The sequence below is a fragment of the Microcoleus sp. S36b_A4 genome (assembly GCF_036700645.1).
GTDB lineage: Bacteria > Cyanobacteriota > Cyanobacteriia > Cyanobacteriales > Microcoleaceae > Microcoleus.
The window spans coordinates 1-16,763 of record NZ_JAUBPI010000117.1; the positions used below are offsets into that span (position 1 = coordinate 1).

The window sequence follows — 16,763 nt, forward strand, 5'->3', positions numbered from 1 at the left end:
ATCTAGGGAGTAGGGTTTCATTTTTCTCTTTCTTACCACCTCTAATATTGTACCTAATCGTTAAGCAAAGTGCTGTATCACAACCAGAGATTATCAAATAAAAATCAGGTTTGAACCTAGGATATTGAATTTTGTTCCCGGTTTATGCCTCTATTCTCTCTCTTTTCTCTGCGCCCTCTGCGGTTAGAAAAAAAATCTTATTTACAAACGAAATAGGATTGCTATCTAAAAGCCCGATCGCACTTTTGCGCCTTGTAACCCTGTTCACCCCCAAACATATGCGTTAACCTAGTTGACTACAACTTGTACCGCACTCCCCAACTAAATTCATGCTTCCCCGCATCAAAGAATTAGCCGCCACCCTAGCACCCCGCTTAATCGAAATTCGCCGCCACATCCACTCGCACCCCGAACTCAGCGGCCAAGAATATCAAACCGCCGCCTACGTAGCCGGAGTTCTCGCATCCAGCGGAGTCCGCGCGATCGAAGGAATCGGCAAAACAGGAGTGCTCGGCGAACTCAAAGGCAACAGCAGCGAGTCCCGCTGGCTGGCAATTCGCACCGATATGGACGCTTTGCCGATTCAAGAACGCACTAACTTAGAATTTGCCTCCCGCAACGAGGGAGTGATGCACGCCTGCGGCCACGACATCCACACCACCGTCGGTTTGGGCGCAGCAATGATATTGTCTCAGCTAGGGGAAAAACTGCCCGGTCACGTCCGCTTCTTGTTTCAGCCGGCGGAAGAGATTGCCCAAGGTGCTCAATGGATGATTAAAGATGGGGCGATGCAAGATGTTGACGGCATCCTCGGAGTGCACGTTTTTCCGACCATTCCCGGCGGTTGCATCGGTATCCGCCACGGGGCACTGACGGCGGCGGCAGATGACATAGAATTGATTGTGATGGGCGAATCCGGCCACGGTGCGCGTCCCCACGAGGCGATCGACGCAATTTGGATTGCTTCTCAGATAATTACCACTTTGCAGCAGGCAATTAGCCGCACGCAAAATCCTTTGAGACCACTGGTTTTGACGATCGGGCAAATTAACGGCGGACGAGCGCCGAACGTGATTGCCGATCGAGTAAAATTACTGGGAACCGTGCGATCGCTCCATCCGGAAACCCACGAAAAACTGCCGGCTTGGATCGAACAAATTGTTTCCAGCGTCTGCGCGACATACGGCGCTAAGTACGAACTCACCTACAAGCGCGGCGTGCCCGGAGTCCAAAACGACCCAAAACTCACGCAATTAGTCGAAAGTGCGGCTTTAGAAGCTTTAGGTCGATCGCGCGTCCAGATTTTACCAGAACCATCTCTCGGCGCGGAAGATTTTTCGATGTACTTAGAACACGCACCGGGAACCATGTTTCGCTTAGGAGTGGGACTGACTGACAAACCGAACTATCCCCTCCATCACCCGCAATTTGAGGTCGATGAAGCAGCTATCGTGACGGGCGCTGTCACCTTGGCCTATGCCGCCTACCAATATTGGAAACACCAAGTAAGTAGGTAAATTCGCTTTCCTTCAATTACCCACAATCAGATTGTGGGGTGGGTAATGGCTCAAAATTGCTTGATGTAAAGTTTATTTGCGCCTACTTAATTAACAGAATTCTGGCAACCAAACCACCTTATCTTCCGGAATCCCGCTCTAGCAGCCGCCAAATGTGCTAACGTACAATCAAAAATCCCCCAATTTCAACTATCGCGAGACAGATAACCGTGTTCGCTCAAGCACCTCCAACTCCCAATTACAAATGGTTTAGCTGCATATCTAGGACTGTTTTCACCGCATTGTGCCTGTTGCCCATTTTCAGCGCTGCGGGATACGCCCAAACTCCCCAAAATAGACCCATCAAAATCGGCGTAGTGCAGCGGTTTGGCACGAAAGCAACCGACAAACTGACCCTGAAAGCATTACCGGGCGACAGCTTAACATTGAGTTACAAAACTCCTCAAGGGATAGAAACCAAAACTGCTGCTAGCGTCAAGTTAGAAATAGCCCCGAAACCGCTGGAAACGCCCTTAGTAGAAGAACGAGTGGTACTAAGTTCTCACCGCAGTTTCGAGAGTGCGGAAGACAGTGCCAATCAGTGGCGCGCCCAGGGAATTGAAGTAGAAATTGCTCAACCTTTGCGCTGGCAAGTTTGGGCGAAAAGAGATGTTTATAACTCTCCTTTGGTGCGGCGCTGGCTGTTGCAAAGTTTGCAAGCCCAAGGGAACACAACAGCTTTTTTGGATTCCAAAGTTTTTAAACAAGTACCCCAGGCATTTTGGGTTTTAAACGGCTTTCGCTTCAACCGCAATGAGTTGGATGTGACGGCGGGGAAAAATGTGATTGAGGTATTGGAACAAACTACCCAAGAGGCGACAGCTATTGAACCCGAAAAATCTATTCAACAAACTCGCCGTTATGGCGGCAGTTTGCACCTGCAAAAAAATTCTTACGGCACTTATACTTTGGTGAATAAGGTGCTGACGGAAACTTATTTGCGGGGTGTTGTTCCTCACGAAATAGGTGCTTTTTCGCCTTACGCTGCGATTGTCGCTCAAACTATTTTGGCGAGAACCTACGCCCTGAGAAATTTGCGCCGGTTTGCTGTGGATAATTATGAGTTATGCGCTGATGTTAACTGCCAAGTTTATCACGGTTTAACCGAGGTTTACCCGCAAAGTGATAAGGCGATCGCCCAAACGAGCGGTTTGGTGCTAACTTACGAAAATCAGCTAGTAGACGCCCTCTATTCCGCGTCTAGCGGCGGCGTGACAGCCTCTTTTAACGATGTGTGGCAGGGCGCGGAACGTCCATATTTGCGATCGATCGTCGATTCGCCCAATAATGTCTGGGATTTGTCCAAGCAGAGTTTGTCTGACGAAAACAATTTCCGCCGCTTTATCAGTTTGCAAAAAGGGTTTAATGAGGAAAAAGAAGACACATTTCGGTGGCGCGAACCCGCTTCTTTGACCGCGATTGGTGGATTTCTCAAACAGTATCTTCAGAAGAAACAGCACCCGCTGGCTAATTTTAAAACTGTCACTCAGGTGGAAGTGGTGGAAAGGTCGCCCGCAGGTCGAGTTTTGAAAATGAAGGTTCAAACTGACTTGGGCCCCATCGATATCGACAAAGACGAGATTCGCAATGCTTTTTACCCGCCGATTAGCACGCTTTTTTACCTCGAACCAATTTACAATCCAGACAAAACTCTCAACGGTTATGCTTTTGTCGGAGGCGGCTTCGGACACGGGGTGGGAATGAGTCAGACTGGTTCTTACAATTTGGCTAATTTGGGCTGGAATGGATCTCGAATTCTGGGCTTTTATTTTCCCGGCGCTCAAGTTGTACCACTCAGCGATGCGATTACATTTTGGCGCGAATAGTCAATCGCACTCTGCCTAAAACTTGGCGATTTAAATCATCGCCACTACACAAACAAAGCCCGCCTTTGCGGACTAAATATCAGCCGTAAAACTTTTAGATTTTAGACTTGGGATTCTAGATTGGTTTCACAGTTAATCTAAAATCTGCCATCTAAAATCTAAAATTATTTGGTCAGCTATCTGCTCAAACGGCTAGGAATTCCTAGCTGGGAGTGACAGACTGCTGGCGGCTGTGTTGCAATGTTAGACACAGAAACCCGGTTTCTTAACATAATTGGGCTATTTCAGCTTAATTCTGGAAACGAGAAACCGGGTTTCTTAGGGTATCACGCAGAGCGTCCTTTCTTAGTAGAGCGATTCTTCTTGGTGAGTTTCGATCGTACAGTCAGACTTGGGATAGGCGACGCAGGTGAGGACAAATCCAGCCTCGATTTGGTCGTCGTCCAAGAAAGATTGGTCGGATTGGTCAATTTCGCCTTTGGTGATTTTGCCGGCGCAGGTGGAGCAAGCTCCAGCGCGGCAAGAGTACGGGAGGTCGAGTCCTGCTTCTTCTGCAGCATCAAGAATGTAAGTATCGTCATCAACGTCAATGGTCTGGTTAATTCCTTCGGCTTCGCTGATGAGGGTAACTTTGTAAGTTGCCATGCACTAAATCCTCTCAAAAATTCAACAAGATTGATAATTTTTCCTAATGCAACCTTCAAGGCTCTATTAGCTTTGAGGTTAGGTCTTAGGTTCGTTCCCTCTATGATAGTAGGGGATAGAAGGGAGGTTGACACACTTATTTACAAAACATTTGAATGGGATTAGTTATAACTTTTTCTAATTTCATCTTGATTACTTATACCTATCTTGGGTTCAGCCTTGTGATACTGTTGCCGCAAGACTTGCGCTAAATAATCCGGTTTCTAGGAAAAATCCTGTTTTGAGCCCTACAGCACAAAAATCGGGTTGTTGGTATGCGGTGTGTCGATGGAGTTTCCGCAAGACTTGCTGCAAGGCAAGTCCCAGCAGGCGCTGAAATGTATAGTTAGATCGCATCAAGGCTTGGGTGTTGAAGGCTCGATCGAATCAATCGCACCACAACCACAGCTTAAAATCGGGGCCATAGAATCCTAAAGCCCTGCACCGCAAGTCTATAACTATCTAAAATCTTAAATCTCAAATCCCATGACTAATATTGATACTCGCTCTGGTTTTTCGGTTAATTCTCCAATTCGCGTGGGGATTGTGGGTACTGGTTTTGCCGCTAAGTTGAGGGCCGAGACAATTCAAGCTGATGGGCGATCGCACTTGGTAGCGGTTGCGGGCCACACCCCGGAGAAAACCGCAGAATTTTGTCAAGGCTTCGGGGCAGAAGCTGCGGTTTCCTGGCGCAAGCTGGTAGAAAGAGACGATTTAGATTTGGTGATTGTCTGTACGGTGAATCGGGATCACGGGGCGATCGTCCTGGCGGCGCTAGAAAATGAGAAGCACGTTGTGGTGGAATATCCTCTATCTTTAGACGTATCTGAAGCAGAAAGGGCGATCAAACTTGCCGCCCAAAAGCAAAAACTCCTCCACATCGAACACATCGAACTGCTAGGCGGGTTGCACTCCTCAATCAAAGAATCTTTGCCCTTAATCGGTAAAGTTTTTTACGCCCGCTACATTACTATGAGTCCTCAACATCCAGCCCCGCAGCGGTGGACTTATCAACATTCCCTCTTTGGCTTTCCGTTAGTTGGTGCAATTTCGCGACTGCACCGATTTACTGATTTGTTCGGGGAAGTGGCAAGCGTTAACTGTCAAGCTCAATTTTGGGAAAGTCAGCCGGATTTCTACAAAGCTTGTTTGTGCAATGCACAGTTGCGCTTTGCCAATGACCTTGTCGCTGAAGCTGTTTATGGAAAAGGAGAGACTTTTTGGCAGTCTGAAAACATTTTTACCATCTACGGAGAAGCAGGAACGCTGGTTTTCACTCCCGAATCCGGTCAATTAATTCAGGGAGAAAATCGGCGCAACCTCAAAGTAGGAACGCGGCGCGGCTTGTTTGCCAAAGACACCAATATGGTGTTGGAATATTTGTCAAACGGTACGCCTTTGTACGTAAATAATGCCAGTAGTTTGTACGCTTTGAAGGTGGCAGATGCTGCGAGGCGATCGAGTGAGACTGGGCAAAATATAGCGATTAGTAATTTACCATCGGACATGATAAATTTGCAGTAATGAATTCAGTCCTCCGTTGATGCTTTTAGTCAATTAGGATTCTTCATGCTTACTACGAACAACTTTTATTTATGTGCGATACTAATATATCGAGGTTGATTTCTTACTCGCTCGATCCAAGTTTGAATTGCCGGAAATCTAGTTAAATCAAATCCGCCCTCGCCCGCAACGTGAGTGTAAGCAAATAAACCGATGTCAGCAATAGTATAGCGATCGCCAACAAAAAAAGCATGGTTTGCTAAATGCTGTTCCATCACCCCCAAAGCAGCATAGCCCGGTGCTTGTTTTTGTTTGAGTGCTTCTCGATATTCCTCAGCTTTTCCGGTGATATACCAAAAACGAGAAGTAGCAATAAAAGGTTCGTGGCTGTACTGTTCAAAAAATAACCACTGCATGACTTGAGCGCGTTCAAATTTATCAGTGGGGAAAAACTCCGTTGTTTCGCTCAAGTAAAACATAATCGCATTCGATTCAAACAGAAAAATATCCGGTTCTATTTCTAACACAGGAATACGCCCGTTAGGATTTTTGATCAAAAATTCATGGGTTCGACTTTCTCGTTTTATAATATCAATTTCTAGTCGCTCGAAGGGAATATTAAGCTGAGTTAAAAGCAAGCGGATTTTGTAGCAATTCCCAGAAGGAGAATATTCGTAAAGTTTCAACATGAGTATTTTTTATATACCACAAAGAACACTGAACACGCAAAGTAAAAAAAGCAAAAAAAGCAACAGAAGTTCACAACTTATTATTGTTGTAGCATTTGGGGGTAAGAGCAGCATTGCTACGTTCAGAAGTAATATGGGTTAGGTGCAACCCAGAGCACCCTAAATTCATCAATATTGGAGAATCAATGAAATTATACGGGAAAAATCCTCCCTTAAATAGCGTTAGGGAAGGGGCACGGAAATGGAAGATGAGCTTCATTGACACTCCCTGTGCTGAAGCAACAGGGATTCTAAAGAAACTACCAAAAGGTAATTCTTGAAGGCGCTGTCAAAACACCCCTACAAACTCCGTCAAGGTCAAGCCCCAACATCGTCTCTACTTTTCTCAAAATATTCGCTGAGGCGTTGCAGTCAGCATTGATGTACCAATTTTTCGCACTCGTCCGGTACAAACCGCGCTTTACTCGTCTACCAGTTTCCTTCCACCCATCGGGTTTTTCACCAATTTTAGGTAGAAAATCACGGTCTACAAATGATACTTTAGACGTGTAACTTTCCTCAGTTTCGACAAATTTAATGCCGTATTGTTCGCAGAGTTGAGCAATAGGGTTTTTTAGTCGTGCCGTAGGAATTTGAACAAACTGCTGATTGGTTTTTTTGCCCATATTGGCAGAATCTTTCTGCCTTTTGTTCCACCCAAAAACGATAACACCGATTCCGTTTTTGATACAGTGATTGACAACTAAACGAGCTGATTTATTTACGGCGTCGCGTATTCGACGGTTCCGCTTTTCAGTCAATCGCGCTAATTGACGCGACCAAAAACCATTATGCTTGCCCTCCATCAAAGTTGCTACCCGCTTGTTATACCACTGATTGACCGACTTCAAATGCTTGCCGTCAATGATAAAGCTTGTCCCTGAGTTGCTGACACAAGTAAGCCAATTACCAATACCGTGATCGATACCTAAAGCTTTTTGACTGTCTGTAACAGTTTGAAAGCTGACCGTTTTGTAAACAAACTCGGCGTAAAAACAGCCATTTCTGGGGAGAATTCTAATTTCTCTAATATCGGCATAGTCTAAGTTAGTAGGCATGGGGATTTGAAAGTTTTTCAGTCCAAACCAAGTTGTTACTTTTTGACCCAAAGGAATTGAAACTTGACCGTCAACCAACTTTTTTCCACGCGCTTGTTTCGGATAAGCGATTAGATGAAATCCACCGGTAATGCGGTAGCCAGGAAACTTTGGCTTGTTTTCGAGTTTGCCCTCCCAAAACAATTTAATTAGTTCTTTGAAAGATTTTACTGATTCACCAACAGCACCGCAGGTCTGCTGAGCAGCTTGAGCGCATAAAGCCCCGTAATGAGGATGGCGCTTTAATGCGTTGATTACATCAAATGGACGGACACAGATGCGAGCTTTAAAATATATTTGGCGAGCGTAGTAAACCGCACAATTATGCAGCTTGTTCGATTCTTGGCAAATATATTCTAGAACTGCCCGGAGTTCTTTGTCAGGCTTGAGCAGGATTTGTTGACACCCAAACATTGATATATTTTTTTTTAATATATTGATTGTACACGACTATTTAACGGAGTCAATACCTCCACTAAAATTGTCAAAAAATATATCTAATAACAGAGAAAGAATATAAAACACTGGTAGCCTAAAGGCTACAACTGCGTTTCATCCCCGGCTTAAAAGACCGGGGTTCTCACGCGACGCGCTATAGTGGTATAAAAGTAATGATGGCGATGGAGCTCGCCGAAACCGCCCTGCGTTATTAATAATCTTCATAACGTTTAAAAGGCTGATGGCTCCTACTGTTCCGACTTGTGGCGGAAGGGTAGGATGGTGCGGATGCCTCGATCGATCTTTCCCCTACAAGTCACGTTTATCCATTCAGCTTCAAGGTGGCGTGATGTTAGAAAGTATGATCTGGATTTTATTAATGGGCTTTTTTGTCGGGCAGATTGCTCGACGGCTGAAAGCTCCAGCACTCGTAGGTATGGTGCTGGTGGGCATTTTATTAGGCCCGCAACTGGGGAATGTCATTAGCCCAGAGGTTTTGGCCGCTGCGAATTCCCTTCGCACCATTGCCGTGATGGTGATTTTGATGAAGGCGGGATTAGGACTAGATCGCGAAAAACTATCCCAACAGGGAACCGTGGCGCTGCGATTAGGCTTTCTGCCAGCAGCTTGCGAGGCCATCGCCATTGCTGTCGCCGCGATGTGGTTACTTCAGTTTGATTTTTTGACGGGGCTACTGCTAGGGTGCATCATTGGCGCGGAATCTCCAGCAGTAATTGTTCCCGGAATGCTTCGGTTAAAAAGTCTAGGTTGGGGAGTAAAAAAAGGAATTCCCGATGCTATTCTGACGGGAAGTGCCTTGTCAGATGTATTGCTGTTGCTGGTGTTTAGCCTACTGCTAGCTTTTCTGTCCCAAGGGAAAGCTACAGCCATTACCTTACTGAGAGGAATCACCCTCAGCCCTCTGCAATTGCTGCCATTTCAAATCATCATCCAAATTACCTTGGGGGTGCTGTTGGGATGGGTGACTGCTCGAATTTTGGTGTCACTATTAGTCAACCAAAACTGGACTCAAACTGCGGTTCAGGACTCCCTAGTGGCTGCTGGCTTTGCCCTAGGGCTGGTAGTATCAGCCGAACATATTCCGGTTTTCTCTGGCTATTTAGCTGTCATGGCGGCGGGGTTTTTCCTGATAGAGTTGGATGCGCCTTTAGCACGAAGATTGCGGGGTGGCTTTGACAGTTTGTGGACGATCGCCGAAATTATTTTGTTTGTGCTGCTGGGAGCCAGTATTCAACTTAATGTATTAGGCAATACCTTGCTGGTTGGTCTGTTGGTGTTGGCGATCGGGACTCTGATTGGGCGATCGCTCGGTTGGTATCTTTCCACTTTAGGTAGTAATTGGACTGGGAAAGAACGGCTGTTTTTGCTAGCAGGAAATTCCGCTAAGGCAACGGTACAGGCGGCGATTGGGGCGATTCCCCTAGCTCAGGGCATTGCTGGTGGCGAGACGATTTTGGCGATCGCAGCCCTCTCAATTTTAGTAACAGCTCCCTTGGGTGCTTGGGCAATTCCCACTTTTGCCCCCAAACTATTAGAAAAAGGCGAAGTAGACCCGACAAAAGTAGCTATTTCCGGTCGTCCAGTTTTTCTCGCCGCAGTAGACGCTTCCCCCCTAACAACAGATGTTTTAACTAAAGCTGCAGACTTAGCTCGGCGCAGTGATGGGGATGTGATTGTTTTGTATGTAGACAATGTGGGATCTCAAAGCACAAACTTACAATTACAAAAACAAGCACAACGAATATTATCAGATATTCGCTATGAGTTCCTGAGTCTTTCTGGTACAGTTCCAGAGGAGATTATCCGCGTGGCGCAAGCTCGGCAAGTGGCATATATTGCGATCGGGAAACGAGGGCATCAACCTTGGGAACAAGTGCTAGTAGGTTCAGTTTCTCAAGCCGTCTTAGAAAGCAGTCCTATTCCTGTCATCTTGGTAGAATCTAGTTACAAGTAATACCAAGTATGGGTTTTATATCCCCTTGATCCTCTTCTCCCCTCTCTGTGTCCTCTGTGCCCTCTGCGGTTCATAATCAAGGCGGTAATTAACGCAGATTTTGGCTCGCTCGCAACGAGCCTAACTTTACCCCAAAGAATCATTTCTTATGAAACGTCTCCCTCAATTTGAGCAGTTCACCATCATTCCGCAACTCAGCAAGTGGTTCATTATTTCTTGTATAGTTGGTATGCTTTCCGGTCTTGGTTCCGCCGCTCTCCTCGCATCTTTAGAATGGGCAACCAATTGGCGAGAATCTCATTTATGGGCGATCGCCTTACTACCCCTAGGTGGATTCTTCAGCGGTTGGATTTATCATAAATATGGCAAAAAAGTTGAAGCCGGAAATAATCTTTTACTCGAAGAGATTCATCATCCCCAAAGTATTATTCCCTTACGAATGGCTCCTATGGTGCTGTTAGGGACAGATTTAACCCATTTATTTGGAGGTTCAGCAGGTCGGGAAGGGACAGCCCTACAAATTGCGGCATCTCTTGCCGATCAGTTGACTAAAATATTCCACTTTAAACCCAGAGATCGCCGAATTTTATTAATGGCGGGGATTAGTGGAGGATTTGCTTCGGTTTTTGGAACTCCCTTAGCTGGAACTATCTTTGGTTTAGAAGTTTTAGCGATTGGTACGATTAAGCATAATGCTCTTTTTCCCTGTTTAGTTGCAGCAGTTGTGGGCGATCACATTACCCTAAATCTGGGGTTGCATCACACCGCATACCGCCACGCTCCGCTTGTACCAATGATAACTCCAATAGGGCTAATTTCTGCAATTATAGCTGGCATAATTTTCGGCATTGTAGCGATGATTTTTGCGAAACTAACTCATCAAATTAGCCACTTCTTTAAAGCCCAGATATCCTACCCTCCTTTACGTCCGGCAATTGGCGGTGTTATTGTGGCCTTGACTGTTGGGGCGATCGGCTCAACTAAGTATATTGGTCTTGGTATTCCTACCATTGTCGATGCGTTTTATACTCAGTTACCACCTTGGGATTTTGCGGCAAAAATAGGTTTAACGGCGTTGACATTAGGGGCTGGTTTTAAGGGCGGTGAAGTTACTCCTCTATTTTTTATTGGCGCCACATTAGGTAATGCTTTGTCATTAATCTTGGCATTACCAGCACCTTTATTAGCGGGCATGGGATTTGTGGCAGTTTTTGGCGGCGCTGCAAATACACCGATCGCTGCTACTTTAATGGGAATTGAACTTTTTGGACTAGAATCTGGGGTGTTTGTGGCGATCGCTTGTGTGATGAGCTACCTTTTTTCAGGTCATGCGGGCATCTATAGCTCACAGCGTCTTGGCGCTGGAAAATACCATTTTATGCCCACGAAAAAAGGGCAAAAGTGGAAAAAATTATCCCAAAAAATCGCTCCAAAATCCGAATCAAATGTCAACACAATCAATTAATTTCATGACTTACATTAATAGCAGAAACTATTGATTGCTGGATCGTATTCACGCCAGCGCGAGCGATGATTCTTCTCTGTTAATTTCATCAACTAAATAAATTATTGGATTTTTATGCACCAAGATACCACTACTTGACATCTTTGCCGTATAACTCCTCCGCAATACCTTCCTGGCTGCCACGTTCAATCATATCTGCATGACACCTTAGTGCGTTTTAGTCTAGTGTCCGGTGAGTAAAGAAAGCGATCGCAAAAAAAAATCCTTTTTAGGTAAAATGACCAAAAATTTCTTGATGGTACAAGCCCCCGGATTTATCCATGGAATCAATCCAAAAGCTAAAATCTAAAATCCTCAAGCCCCTGAATTTATCCGTGGGTCAATCCAAAATCTAAAATCTAAAATCTAAAATCGAATGACAGCGATCGCCTATTTCCTCCACATAGTTTCTCCCAGTTAATTTAGGCAGACCAAGATTCGCGAAAGTCAGCATAGAGGGTCAATCCACCATCTATATAGAGCGTTTGTCCCGTAATGTAAGCCGCTTCATCTGATGCGAGAAAGGCAACAGATGCCGCCATTTCCTCCGATCTGCCTGCCCGTCCCATTGGGATATGGCTTTCCACTACTGCCTTTTGTTCTGGATTGTCCGTCCAGCTTTCATTAATCGGTGTAATTGTTGCACCGGGCGCAATAGCATTGACGCGGATGCCTCGGTTTGCGTATTCCAACGCTAGGGTTTTCGTTAAATTTCCCATGCCGCCTTTGCTGATGGAATAGCTGATATACATCGGGCGGGGAATGATTTCATGCACACTCGAAATATTGATAATCACCCCAGAGCGCTGCTGCTCTAACAGATGCTTAATGGTTTCCCGCGCACACAAATATGCGCCCCGTAAATTGACTGCAATCACGCGATCGAATTCATCGGTTGGCACTTCATGGGATGCGCTTTCTGTTTGAATCCCAGCATTATTAATTAGGATATCCAGACTACCAAATTTATCAATGACAGTATTCACCATACGAAGGATGTCGTCTTCTTTGGAGACATCTCCCTGAACTAATAGGGTTTCAACCCCGCATTCCGATGCTTGTCCACAGGCTTTTTGCAGAGCAATTTCTTCAGTATCTTCTGCCTCTTCTAAGCTTTTGCGATAGTTAACGGCAATGTTGCAACCTTCTTGGGCGAGACGAATGGCGATCGCCTGCCCAATGCCTGAACTCGCTCCAGTAATGAGTGCATTTTTTCCCTTTAAACCTTTCATAATTGCTCTCCCAGAGACTTAAAACAAAATATCTTAACCGAAACCTCAAGCCAACTAGCTTCTACATCAACCAGAAGGTTGTTCTGTCTTTTCGCCACGCATTTCATCAATCTTCAGAAAACTGATCACCATGCCCGCGATCGGGAGGGAGCATCTCATATTTGTAAAAACACTTATTCGGGATCTTTCCTTCTTCCTCTTTCCCCGCAGCAAGAGAGCCTCAAAACTCCTGCCTCAAAACTCCAATTTCTAGCTGGGCTGCTTTCATTGAGATGCTCCCAGTGCTAAGCTGTTGTGCATTTAAACTGAATGTCACAAAACAATCCCCTTGGGTGGGGTGGGCGTCCCGCCCGCCAGAATATGCAATTTAAATGCGTGACAGCTTATATACCTTCTTGATTTGATTTATGCTTACCTAATTATTGAAGTTTCCCCGCAATTAGACCAACCAGCACAATCAGACCTAATGCTCTACGAAAGTAATTAACGCCTTGAAATAATTCTTCCCAAGCCCAAGTAAACAAAGATCCAAAGGCGACTAGCTCCAATCCTAGATTAACTTTTCCTGTTGTAACAATGAGCGTTAATAAACTAGCTATAATCCCGACACTCAGTGGTAGATTTGGCATCTGAGCTATAACAATTTGGCCTTCGCTGTCGCGGAATGTGCGATCGAACAATGTGTTTTCCATGAGTTTATCGTGTCAATGTAATAAATAGAACCAGGTTAACATTCAATAGTGCGGGCTTTTTTGGGAACGATACTACAAGCTTTAGAGGGCAAGGAACATAAAAAAGTCGAATTAAATGCAAGTCAGGAGTGGAGATGACATTGATTTAATTACCCACCGGGGCTCAAAGTCATAGAAAATTAGCCATTGGGTTCTAGAAAAATAGTCCGCACTATTGAACAGTGCAATATAGGATTTATCCTGGATCAACTTTTTTGGGATTCCCTGTCATGAATTTATTCGGCTTGTTTTTCCATTATTTTAAGTAGTTTTATGTGAGTGGCTAGAGGGTATTGCTATAGTAAATTTCCCAAAATCAAAAATCATCTCTCGCTTGGAAGAGTTTAGAGTAAAATGTGATCTATAATTGGACAGACATCATCGTTTCTCTAGTATCGCATCGAGAGCGATCGACCTCATGCTCAAATCCAAGGTTAGCAATTCACAGGTCTCAACCTTTTCGTCAAGCAGGATTGAACCTTGGCAGTGCAGTAATTTCGGTTGACACTGCTTGAATTGATTGTGTAGCCGCTATTTCTGATCGATCGCTCTCAGCATCCTGACTCACAAAAAATGTAGCCAGCGTTGCTGTCAAATAACCGCATAGGGCGATCGATTAGGAAGTTCGCTCAAACCCATAAATTCCAGCCGCGCCAATTAGAGTGACGATCGCTATCACATGATGCAAGAGGGGCAAACCGCGCATAGTGTCAGCCTATAATGGCTCAAAAGCTAGAGTGGCACTAAGGGCGACGGAACCGACCATATTAACCCAGAGAATCTGCACCGGCAAAATTGGCAAGGTGGTACCAGCCAAGATTCCCACCACTATGGTCATCGCCTCTCCACCGTTGACGGGTAGGATAAGCCCAATGGTTTTCAGCAGGTTGCCATAAACGGTGCATCCTTCTTCTACGGCGGCTTCAATGGAGGCAAAGTTATCATCTGAAGCACTCAATCGATCGGTAAACTCCCAAAAAAAAACTAGAGGCAATCGCACTACCATCACAACGGAATACGCTTAAAACAGCTTGCGATGATAAGTCTTTCAACTCGGTTGTCACCTCGTCAGCTAGGAGTAGAACCAGCAACTGGTTTATACTTTCAAGGAGTAAGATTCACGAAAACCCGACCATTAGCAGGGTTTGATCTTGCCTGTAAATAGAAACGCAACTATCAGGGATCTAAACTTAAAGACGCGCAAGTTTATTCTCACAGATTTAGGCTCGTTGTCACTAGAGAGCGATGGTTACAGCCAGCGCATGGCAATTGAATAAAGGTTCCGAAATGGTAAATCCCGATGTTACAATGCGGGAAGCAACTAGCTTAAGGAGAAGCCAAATCATTCAAATAATTTTGTTAATAACCATCGCCTAAACTTGTGCTGTACTTAAATGCGCTAAAATTCATAAAATGCCGATATCAAAATATGTATACCGCCCTCTCAATAACAGACAAAAAATATCGCAGACGGAGTACATGAAGGCGTTGGTTGAGATGGAGACCCCTGGGTCAATTATCTGGCTCAATATTCAGTAGATGTGCAAGAGTTAATGAACCTAACTCCAAATAAACTTTGCTTTTCTCAACAGGGTATACAACCTGCCACCCTTATTTAGTCTAGTTCCTAGGCCTCTTTGTCACACTCCCAGATGAGTCAGTTACAATAGTTCTAACACTTTGGGGTAAAATGGCTGGAATCGTAGATTTTTCCTGAGTTGTGACTTGGCTCAAACCCTAATTATGCCGGTGACAACCAAAAACTGTCCGAAGTATTGAGTGAGTTACACAAATGAAACTGTGAAATCAGGTATCAGAATTAATGAACCTGCGGTTGATGAAAAAACTAACTTACATACAACTCAATTTGGGATAATTGAGCAATTGCATAAATGTAGATAAACTTTGAAATTAGAGAAAATTAAAATGAAATCTTTCAGCAGAAAACTTGGTTTGGTAGAAATGTGGATGGCGCTAGGCCATGATCTGGGAGGTGGGCTAATTGTAAATGTTGTCTCTCTGGAAGGGATTTTAACACCGGATGTTGTTCAACAAGCTCTTGAATTAGTCCAACAGCGTCATCCCATGCTCCAAGTTTACATTGTTGAGTCTGAGGATGGATTATATTTTCAATCGACAGGCATAACAGAAATTCCCGTACAAGTTATCTACAAACAAGATGAAAATGAAGCAATTAAAATTGCTGAAAAAGAACTACATACAAAATTCACACCAGGGAAAAATCCTCTGTGTCGTTTAACTCTTTTGTATTCTCATCAACATCAAAATACCTGTGAAATGATTATTACCTTTCATCATGGAATTGTAGATGGCATATCATGTATGCGCTTTATTGATGATTTGTTATTTTATTGTCAGGCAATTAAAGAAGGAGAGAATATATCTCAAGTAGACTCACTAGAATTTCTTGCTCCCATAGAAAATGTACTTACTTATAATATTCCCACTCAACACCCAAGAGAAAATCCTCAACTCGCAAATGAACAACAAACTCTGCCACCACAATTAATTATTGAACATCAAGCATCCGCAAATGAACGTTTGACTCGGATGCTACCGCGAATGCTTAGTCAAGAAAAGACTAAGATACTAATTGATAAATGCAAACAAGAAAAAACCACTGTGCATGGTGCTATGTGTGCGGCAATGCTATTTGCTGCTGGTAAATTACTATCAATAGATACACAGGCAAATTTCTCCTATGGTTTACCTGTAAATTTGAGAAAATATTGTGAGCCTGAAATCACAGACCAAAATCTAGGTTGTTTTATATCTGTGCTGGGTTTTAATCAGTTAGTTGAGCCAAATACATCTTTTTGGGATTTAGCTAGAGAATGTAAATCCCGAATACATGATTCTTTAATTAGCGGTGTCCATATAACTAGACTACTACAAAGTAAATTACGTAATCTTGACATGGATACCATCAAGAAACTCGTTATTAAGTCTATAGTGAGTAAAGAAGATACTATGGGAAGAAATAATCTTTTTTCAATTTCCAATAGAGGCAAATTTAAATTTCGAGATCAAGCCGATAAGCTAAAGGTTAAGGAATTATACTTTGCGACTCCTCACCATATTAGTGGTGATTGTTTTTGGTTAGGTGTTCTCACGCTAAATGAGCAGTTATTTTGCAATTTTATTTATGTACAGCCTGTAATAAGCGATCGAACAGCACAGTTATTTGCTGATGATGTGATAACAGTCATAGAAAAAGTGTGTATCAATCAAAAGACGACTTTAACAAGGTTGTGTGAGTCAGTGACACAAAATTAAATCCTCTTTGTTTCGGAAAATTATTGGACAAATATCTAATTTTACTTTATAGTATATATGTCAAAAAAATGGAATAGTCAAATAATATGAACTGGGACAATAACTCAATTGTAATGTAAGGATTCAGGTCTGAAATTCGGGAATGAGATCAGGCCGAGCCAAGTCACAAGAATGGGCAGAAATAGCCTCACG

General features: G+C 44.0%; 12 protein-coding genes, 1 pseudogene and 1 riboswitch. Of the genes and pseudogenes, 7 read left to right on the plus strand and 6 right to left on the minus strand.

Translation table 11 applies throughout. The features are described from left to right. Positions 1-329: 329 nt before the first annotated feature. Positions 330-1,517: a M20 family metallopeptidase gene (locus QUA03_RS25485; RefSeq protein ID WP_333216052.1), complete on the plus strand. Its 1,188-nt coding sequence runs from the start codon at positions 330-332 to the stop codon at positions 1,515-1,517. A 209-nt stretch (positions 1,518-1,726) separates the two neighbouring features. Then, positions 1,727-3,382 (plus strand): SpoIID/LytB domain-containing protein, encoded by a 1,656-nt coding sequence (locus tag QUA03_RS25490; RefSeq protein ID WP_333216054.1) that lies wholly within the window; start codon positions 1,727-1,729, stop codon positions 3,380-3,382. A gap of 345 nt (positions 3,383-3,727) precedes the next feature. On the opposite strand, the gene QUA03_RS25495 is transcribed toward QUA03_RS25490, so the two are convergent. Then, positions 3,728-4,027: a ferredoxin gene (locus QUA03_RS25495; protein WP_106149950.1), complete on the minus strand. Its 300-nt coding sequence runs from the start codon at positions 4,025-4,027 to the stop codon at positions 3,728-3,730. Positions 4,028-4,552: 525 nt separating this feature from the next. Here QUA03_RS25495 and QUA03_RS25500 point away from each other — a divergent pair. After that, complete coding sequence (locus QUA03_RS25500) at positions 4,553-5,590, plus strand: Gfo/Idh/MocA family oxidoreductase (protein WP_333216056.1); 1,038 nt, start codon at positions 4,553-4,555, stop codon at positions 5,588-5,590. A gap of 65 nt (positions 5,591-5,655) precedes the next feature. Here QUA03_RS25500 and QUA03_RS25505 read toward each other — a convergent pair whose 3' ends face one another. Next, entirely contained in the window at positions 5,656-6,258 is a 603-nt protein-coding gene (locus QUA03_RS25505; RefSeq protein ID WP_333216058.1) for a glutathione S-transferase family protein, read from the minus strand. A gap of 299 nt (positions 6,259-6,557) precedes the next feature. Beyond that, on the minus strand, positions 6,558-7,808 hold the full coding sequence (locus QUA03_RS25510) for a transposase (protein WP_333216060.1): 1,251 nt from the start codon (positions 7,806-7,808) through the stop codon (positions 6,558-6,560). Positions 7,809-8,001: 193 nt separating this feature from the next. Beyond that, positions 8,002-8,090, plus strand: a riboswitch (Fluoride riboswitch). A gap of 91 nt (positions 8,091-8,181) precedes the next feature. On the opposite strand from QUA03_RS25510, the gene QUA03_RS25515 reads away from it, so the two are divergent. Together QUA03_RS25515 and QUA03_RS25520 are read left to right on the plus strand one after the other, a co-directional pair. Continuing rightward, positions 8,182-9,807 (plus strand): cation:proton antiporter, encoded by a 1,626-nt coding sequence (locus QUA03_RS25515; RefSeq protein WP_333216070.1) that lies wholly within the window; start codon positions 8,182-8,184, stop codon positions 9,805-9,807. 148 nt (positions 9,808-9,955) lie between these two features. Then, on the plus strand, positions 9,956-11,272 hold the full coding sequence (locus QUA03_RS25520; RefSeq protein ID WP_333216062.1) for a voltage-gated chloride channel family protein: 1,317 nt from the start codon (positions 9,956-9,958) through the stop codon (positions 11,270-11,272). A 461-nt stretch (positions 11,273-11,733) separates the two neighbouring features. Here the strand turns inward: QUA03_RS25520 and QUA03_RS25525 are convergent, their stop codons facing one another. The 3 genes and pseudogenes from QUA03_RS25525 to QUA03_RS25535 form a co-directional block, all read right to left on the minus strand. Continuing rightward, the gene (locus tag QUA03_RS25525) at positions 11,734-12,543 is read right to left on the minus strand and encodes an SDR family oxidoreductase (protein ID WP_333216064.1); all 810 of its coding nucleotides are present in this window, start codon (positions 12,541-12,543) and stop codon (positions 11,734-11,736) included. A 419-nt stretch (positions 12,544-12,962) separates the two neighbouring features. Beyond that, positions 12,963-13,235 carry a hypothetical protein gene (locus tag QUA03_RS25530; protein WP_333152057.1) on the minus strand — a complete coding sequence of 91 codons (273 nt, stop codon included), beginning with the start codon at positions 13,233-13,235 and terminating at the stop codon, positions 12,963-12,965. A 760-nt stretch (positions 13,236-13,995) separates the two neighbouring features. Continuing rightward, positions 13,996-14,223, minus strand: a pseudogene (locus QUA03_RS25535) (hypothetical protein); the annotation flags it as partial. A 296-nt stretch (positions 14,224-14,519) separates the two neighbouring features. On the opposite strand from QUA03_RS25535, the gene QUA03_RS25540 reads away from it, so the two are divergent. Both QUA03_RS25540 and QUA03_RS25545 read left to right on the plus strand, forming a co-directional pair. Continuing rightward, the gene (locus QUA03_RS25540) at positions 14,520-14,651 is read left to right on the plus strand and encodes a hypothetical protein (protein ID WP_333216066.1); all 132 of its coding nucleotides are present in this window, start codon (positions 14,520-14,522) and stop codon (positions 14,649-14,651) included. A 549-nt stretch (positions 14,652-15,200) separates the two neighbouring features. Beyond that, positions 15,201-16,571, plus strand: a complete 1,371-nt coding sequence (locus QUA03_RS25545) for a condensation domain-containing protein (protein WP_333216068.1) — start codon at positions 15,201-15,203, stop codon at positions 16,569-16,571. Positions 16,572-16,763: the final 192 nt, after the last annotated feature.

What these genes read in the sequence shown, in the direction of transcription:
- QUA03_RS25485 (WP_333216052.1), top strand. Translation starts at nt 330, where the DNA reads ATGCTTCCCCGCATCAAAGAATTAGCCGCCACCCTAGCACCCCGCTTA.
- QUA03_RS25495 (WP_106149950.1), bottom strand. Translation starts at nt 4,027, where the DNA reads ATGGCAACTTACAAAGTTACCCTCATCAGCGAAGCCGAAGGAATTAAC.
- QUA03_RS25500 (WP_333216056.1), top strand. Translation starts at nt 4,553, where the DNA reads ATGACTAATATTGATACTCGCTCTGGTTTTTCGGTTAATTCTCCAATT.
- QUA03_RS25505 (WP_333216058.1), bottom strand. Translation starts at nt 6,258, where the DNA reads ATGTTGAAACTTTACGAATATTCTCCTTCTGGGAATTGCTACAAAATC.
- QUA03_RS25510 (WP_333216060.1), bottom strand. Translation starts at nt 7,808, where the DNA reads ATGTTTGGGTGTCAACAAATCCTGCTCAAGCCTGACAAAGAACTCCGG.
- QUA03_RS25515 (WP_333216070.1), top strand. Translation starts at nt 8,182, where the DNA reads ATGTTAGAAAGTATGATCTGGATTTTATTAATGGGCTTTTTTGTCGGG.
- QUA03_RS25520 (WP_333216062.1), top strand. Translation starts at nt 9,956, where the DNA reads ATGAAACGTCTCCCTCAATTTGAGCAGTTCACCATCATTCCGCAACTC.
- QUA03_RS25525 (WP_333216064.1), bottom strand. Translation starts at nt 12,543, where the DNA reads ATGAAAGGTTTAAAGGGAAAAAATGCACTCATTACTGGAGCGAGTTCA.
- QUA03_RS25530 (WP_333152057.1), bottom strand. Translation starts at nt 13,235, where the DNA reads ATGGAAAACACATTGTTCGATCGCACATTCCGCGACAGCGAAGGCCAA.
- QUA03_RS25540 (WP_333216066.1), top strand. Translation starts at nt 14,520, where the DNA reads ATGGTTACAGCCAGCGCATGGCAATTGAATAAAGGTTCCGAAATGGTA.
- QUA03_RS25545 (WP_333216068.1), top strand. Translation starts at nt 15,201, where the DNA reads ATGAAATCTTTCAGCAGAAAACTTGGTTTGGTAGAAATGTGGATGGCG.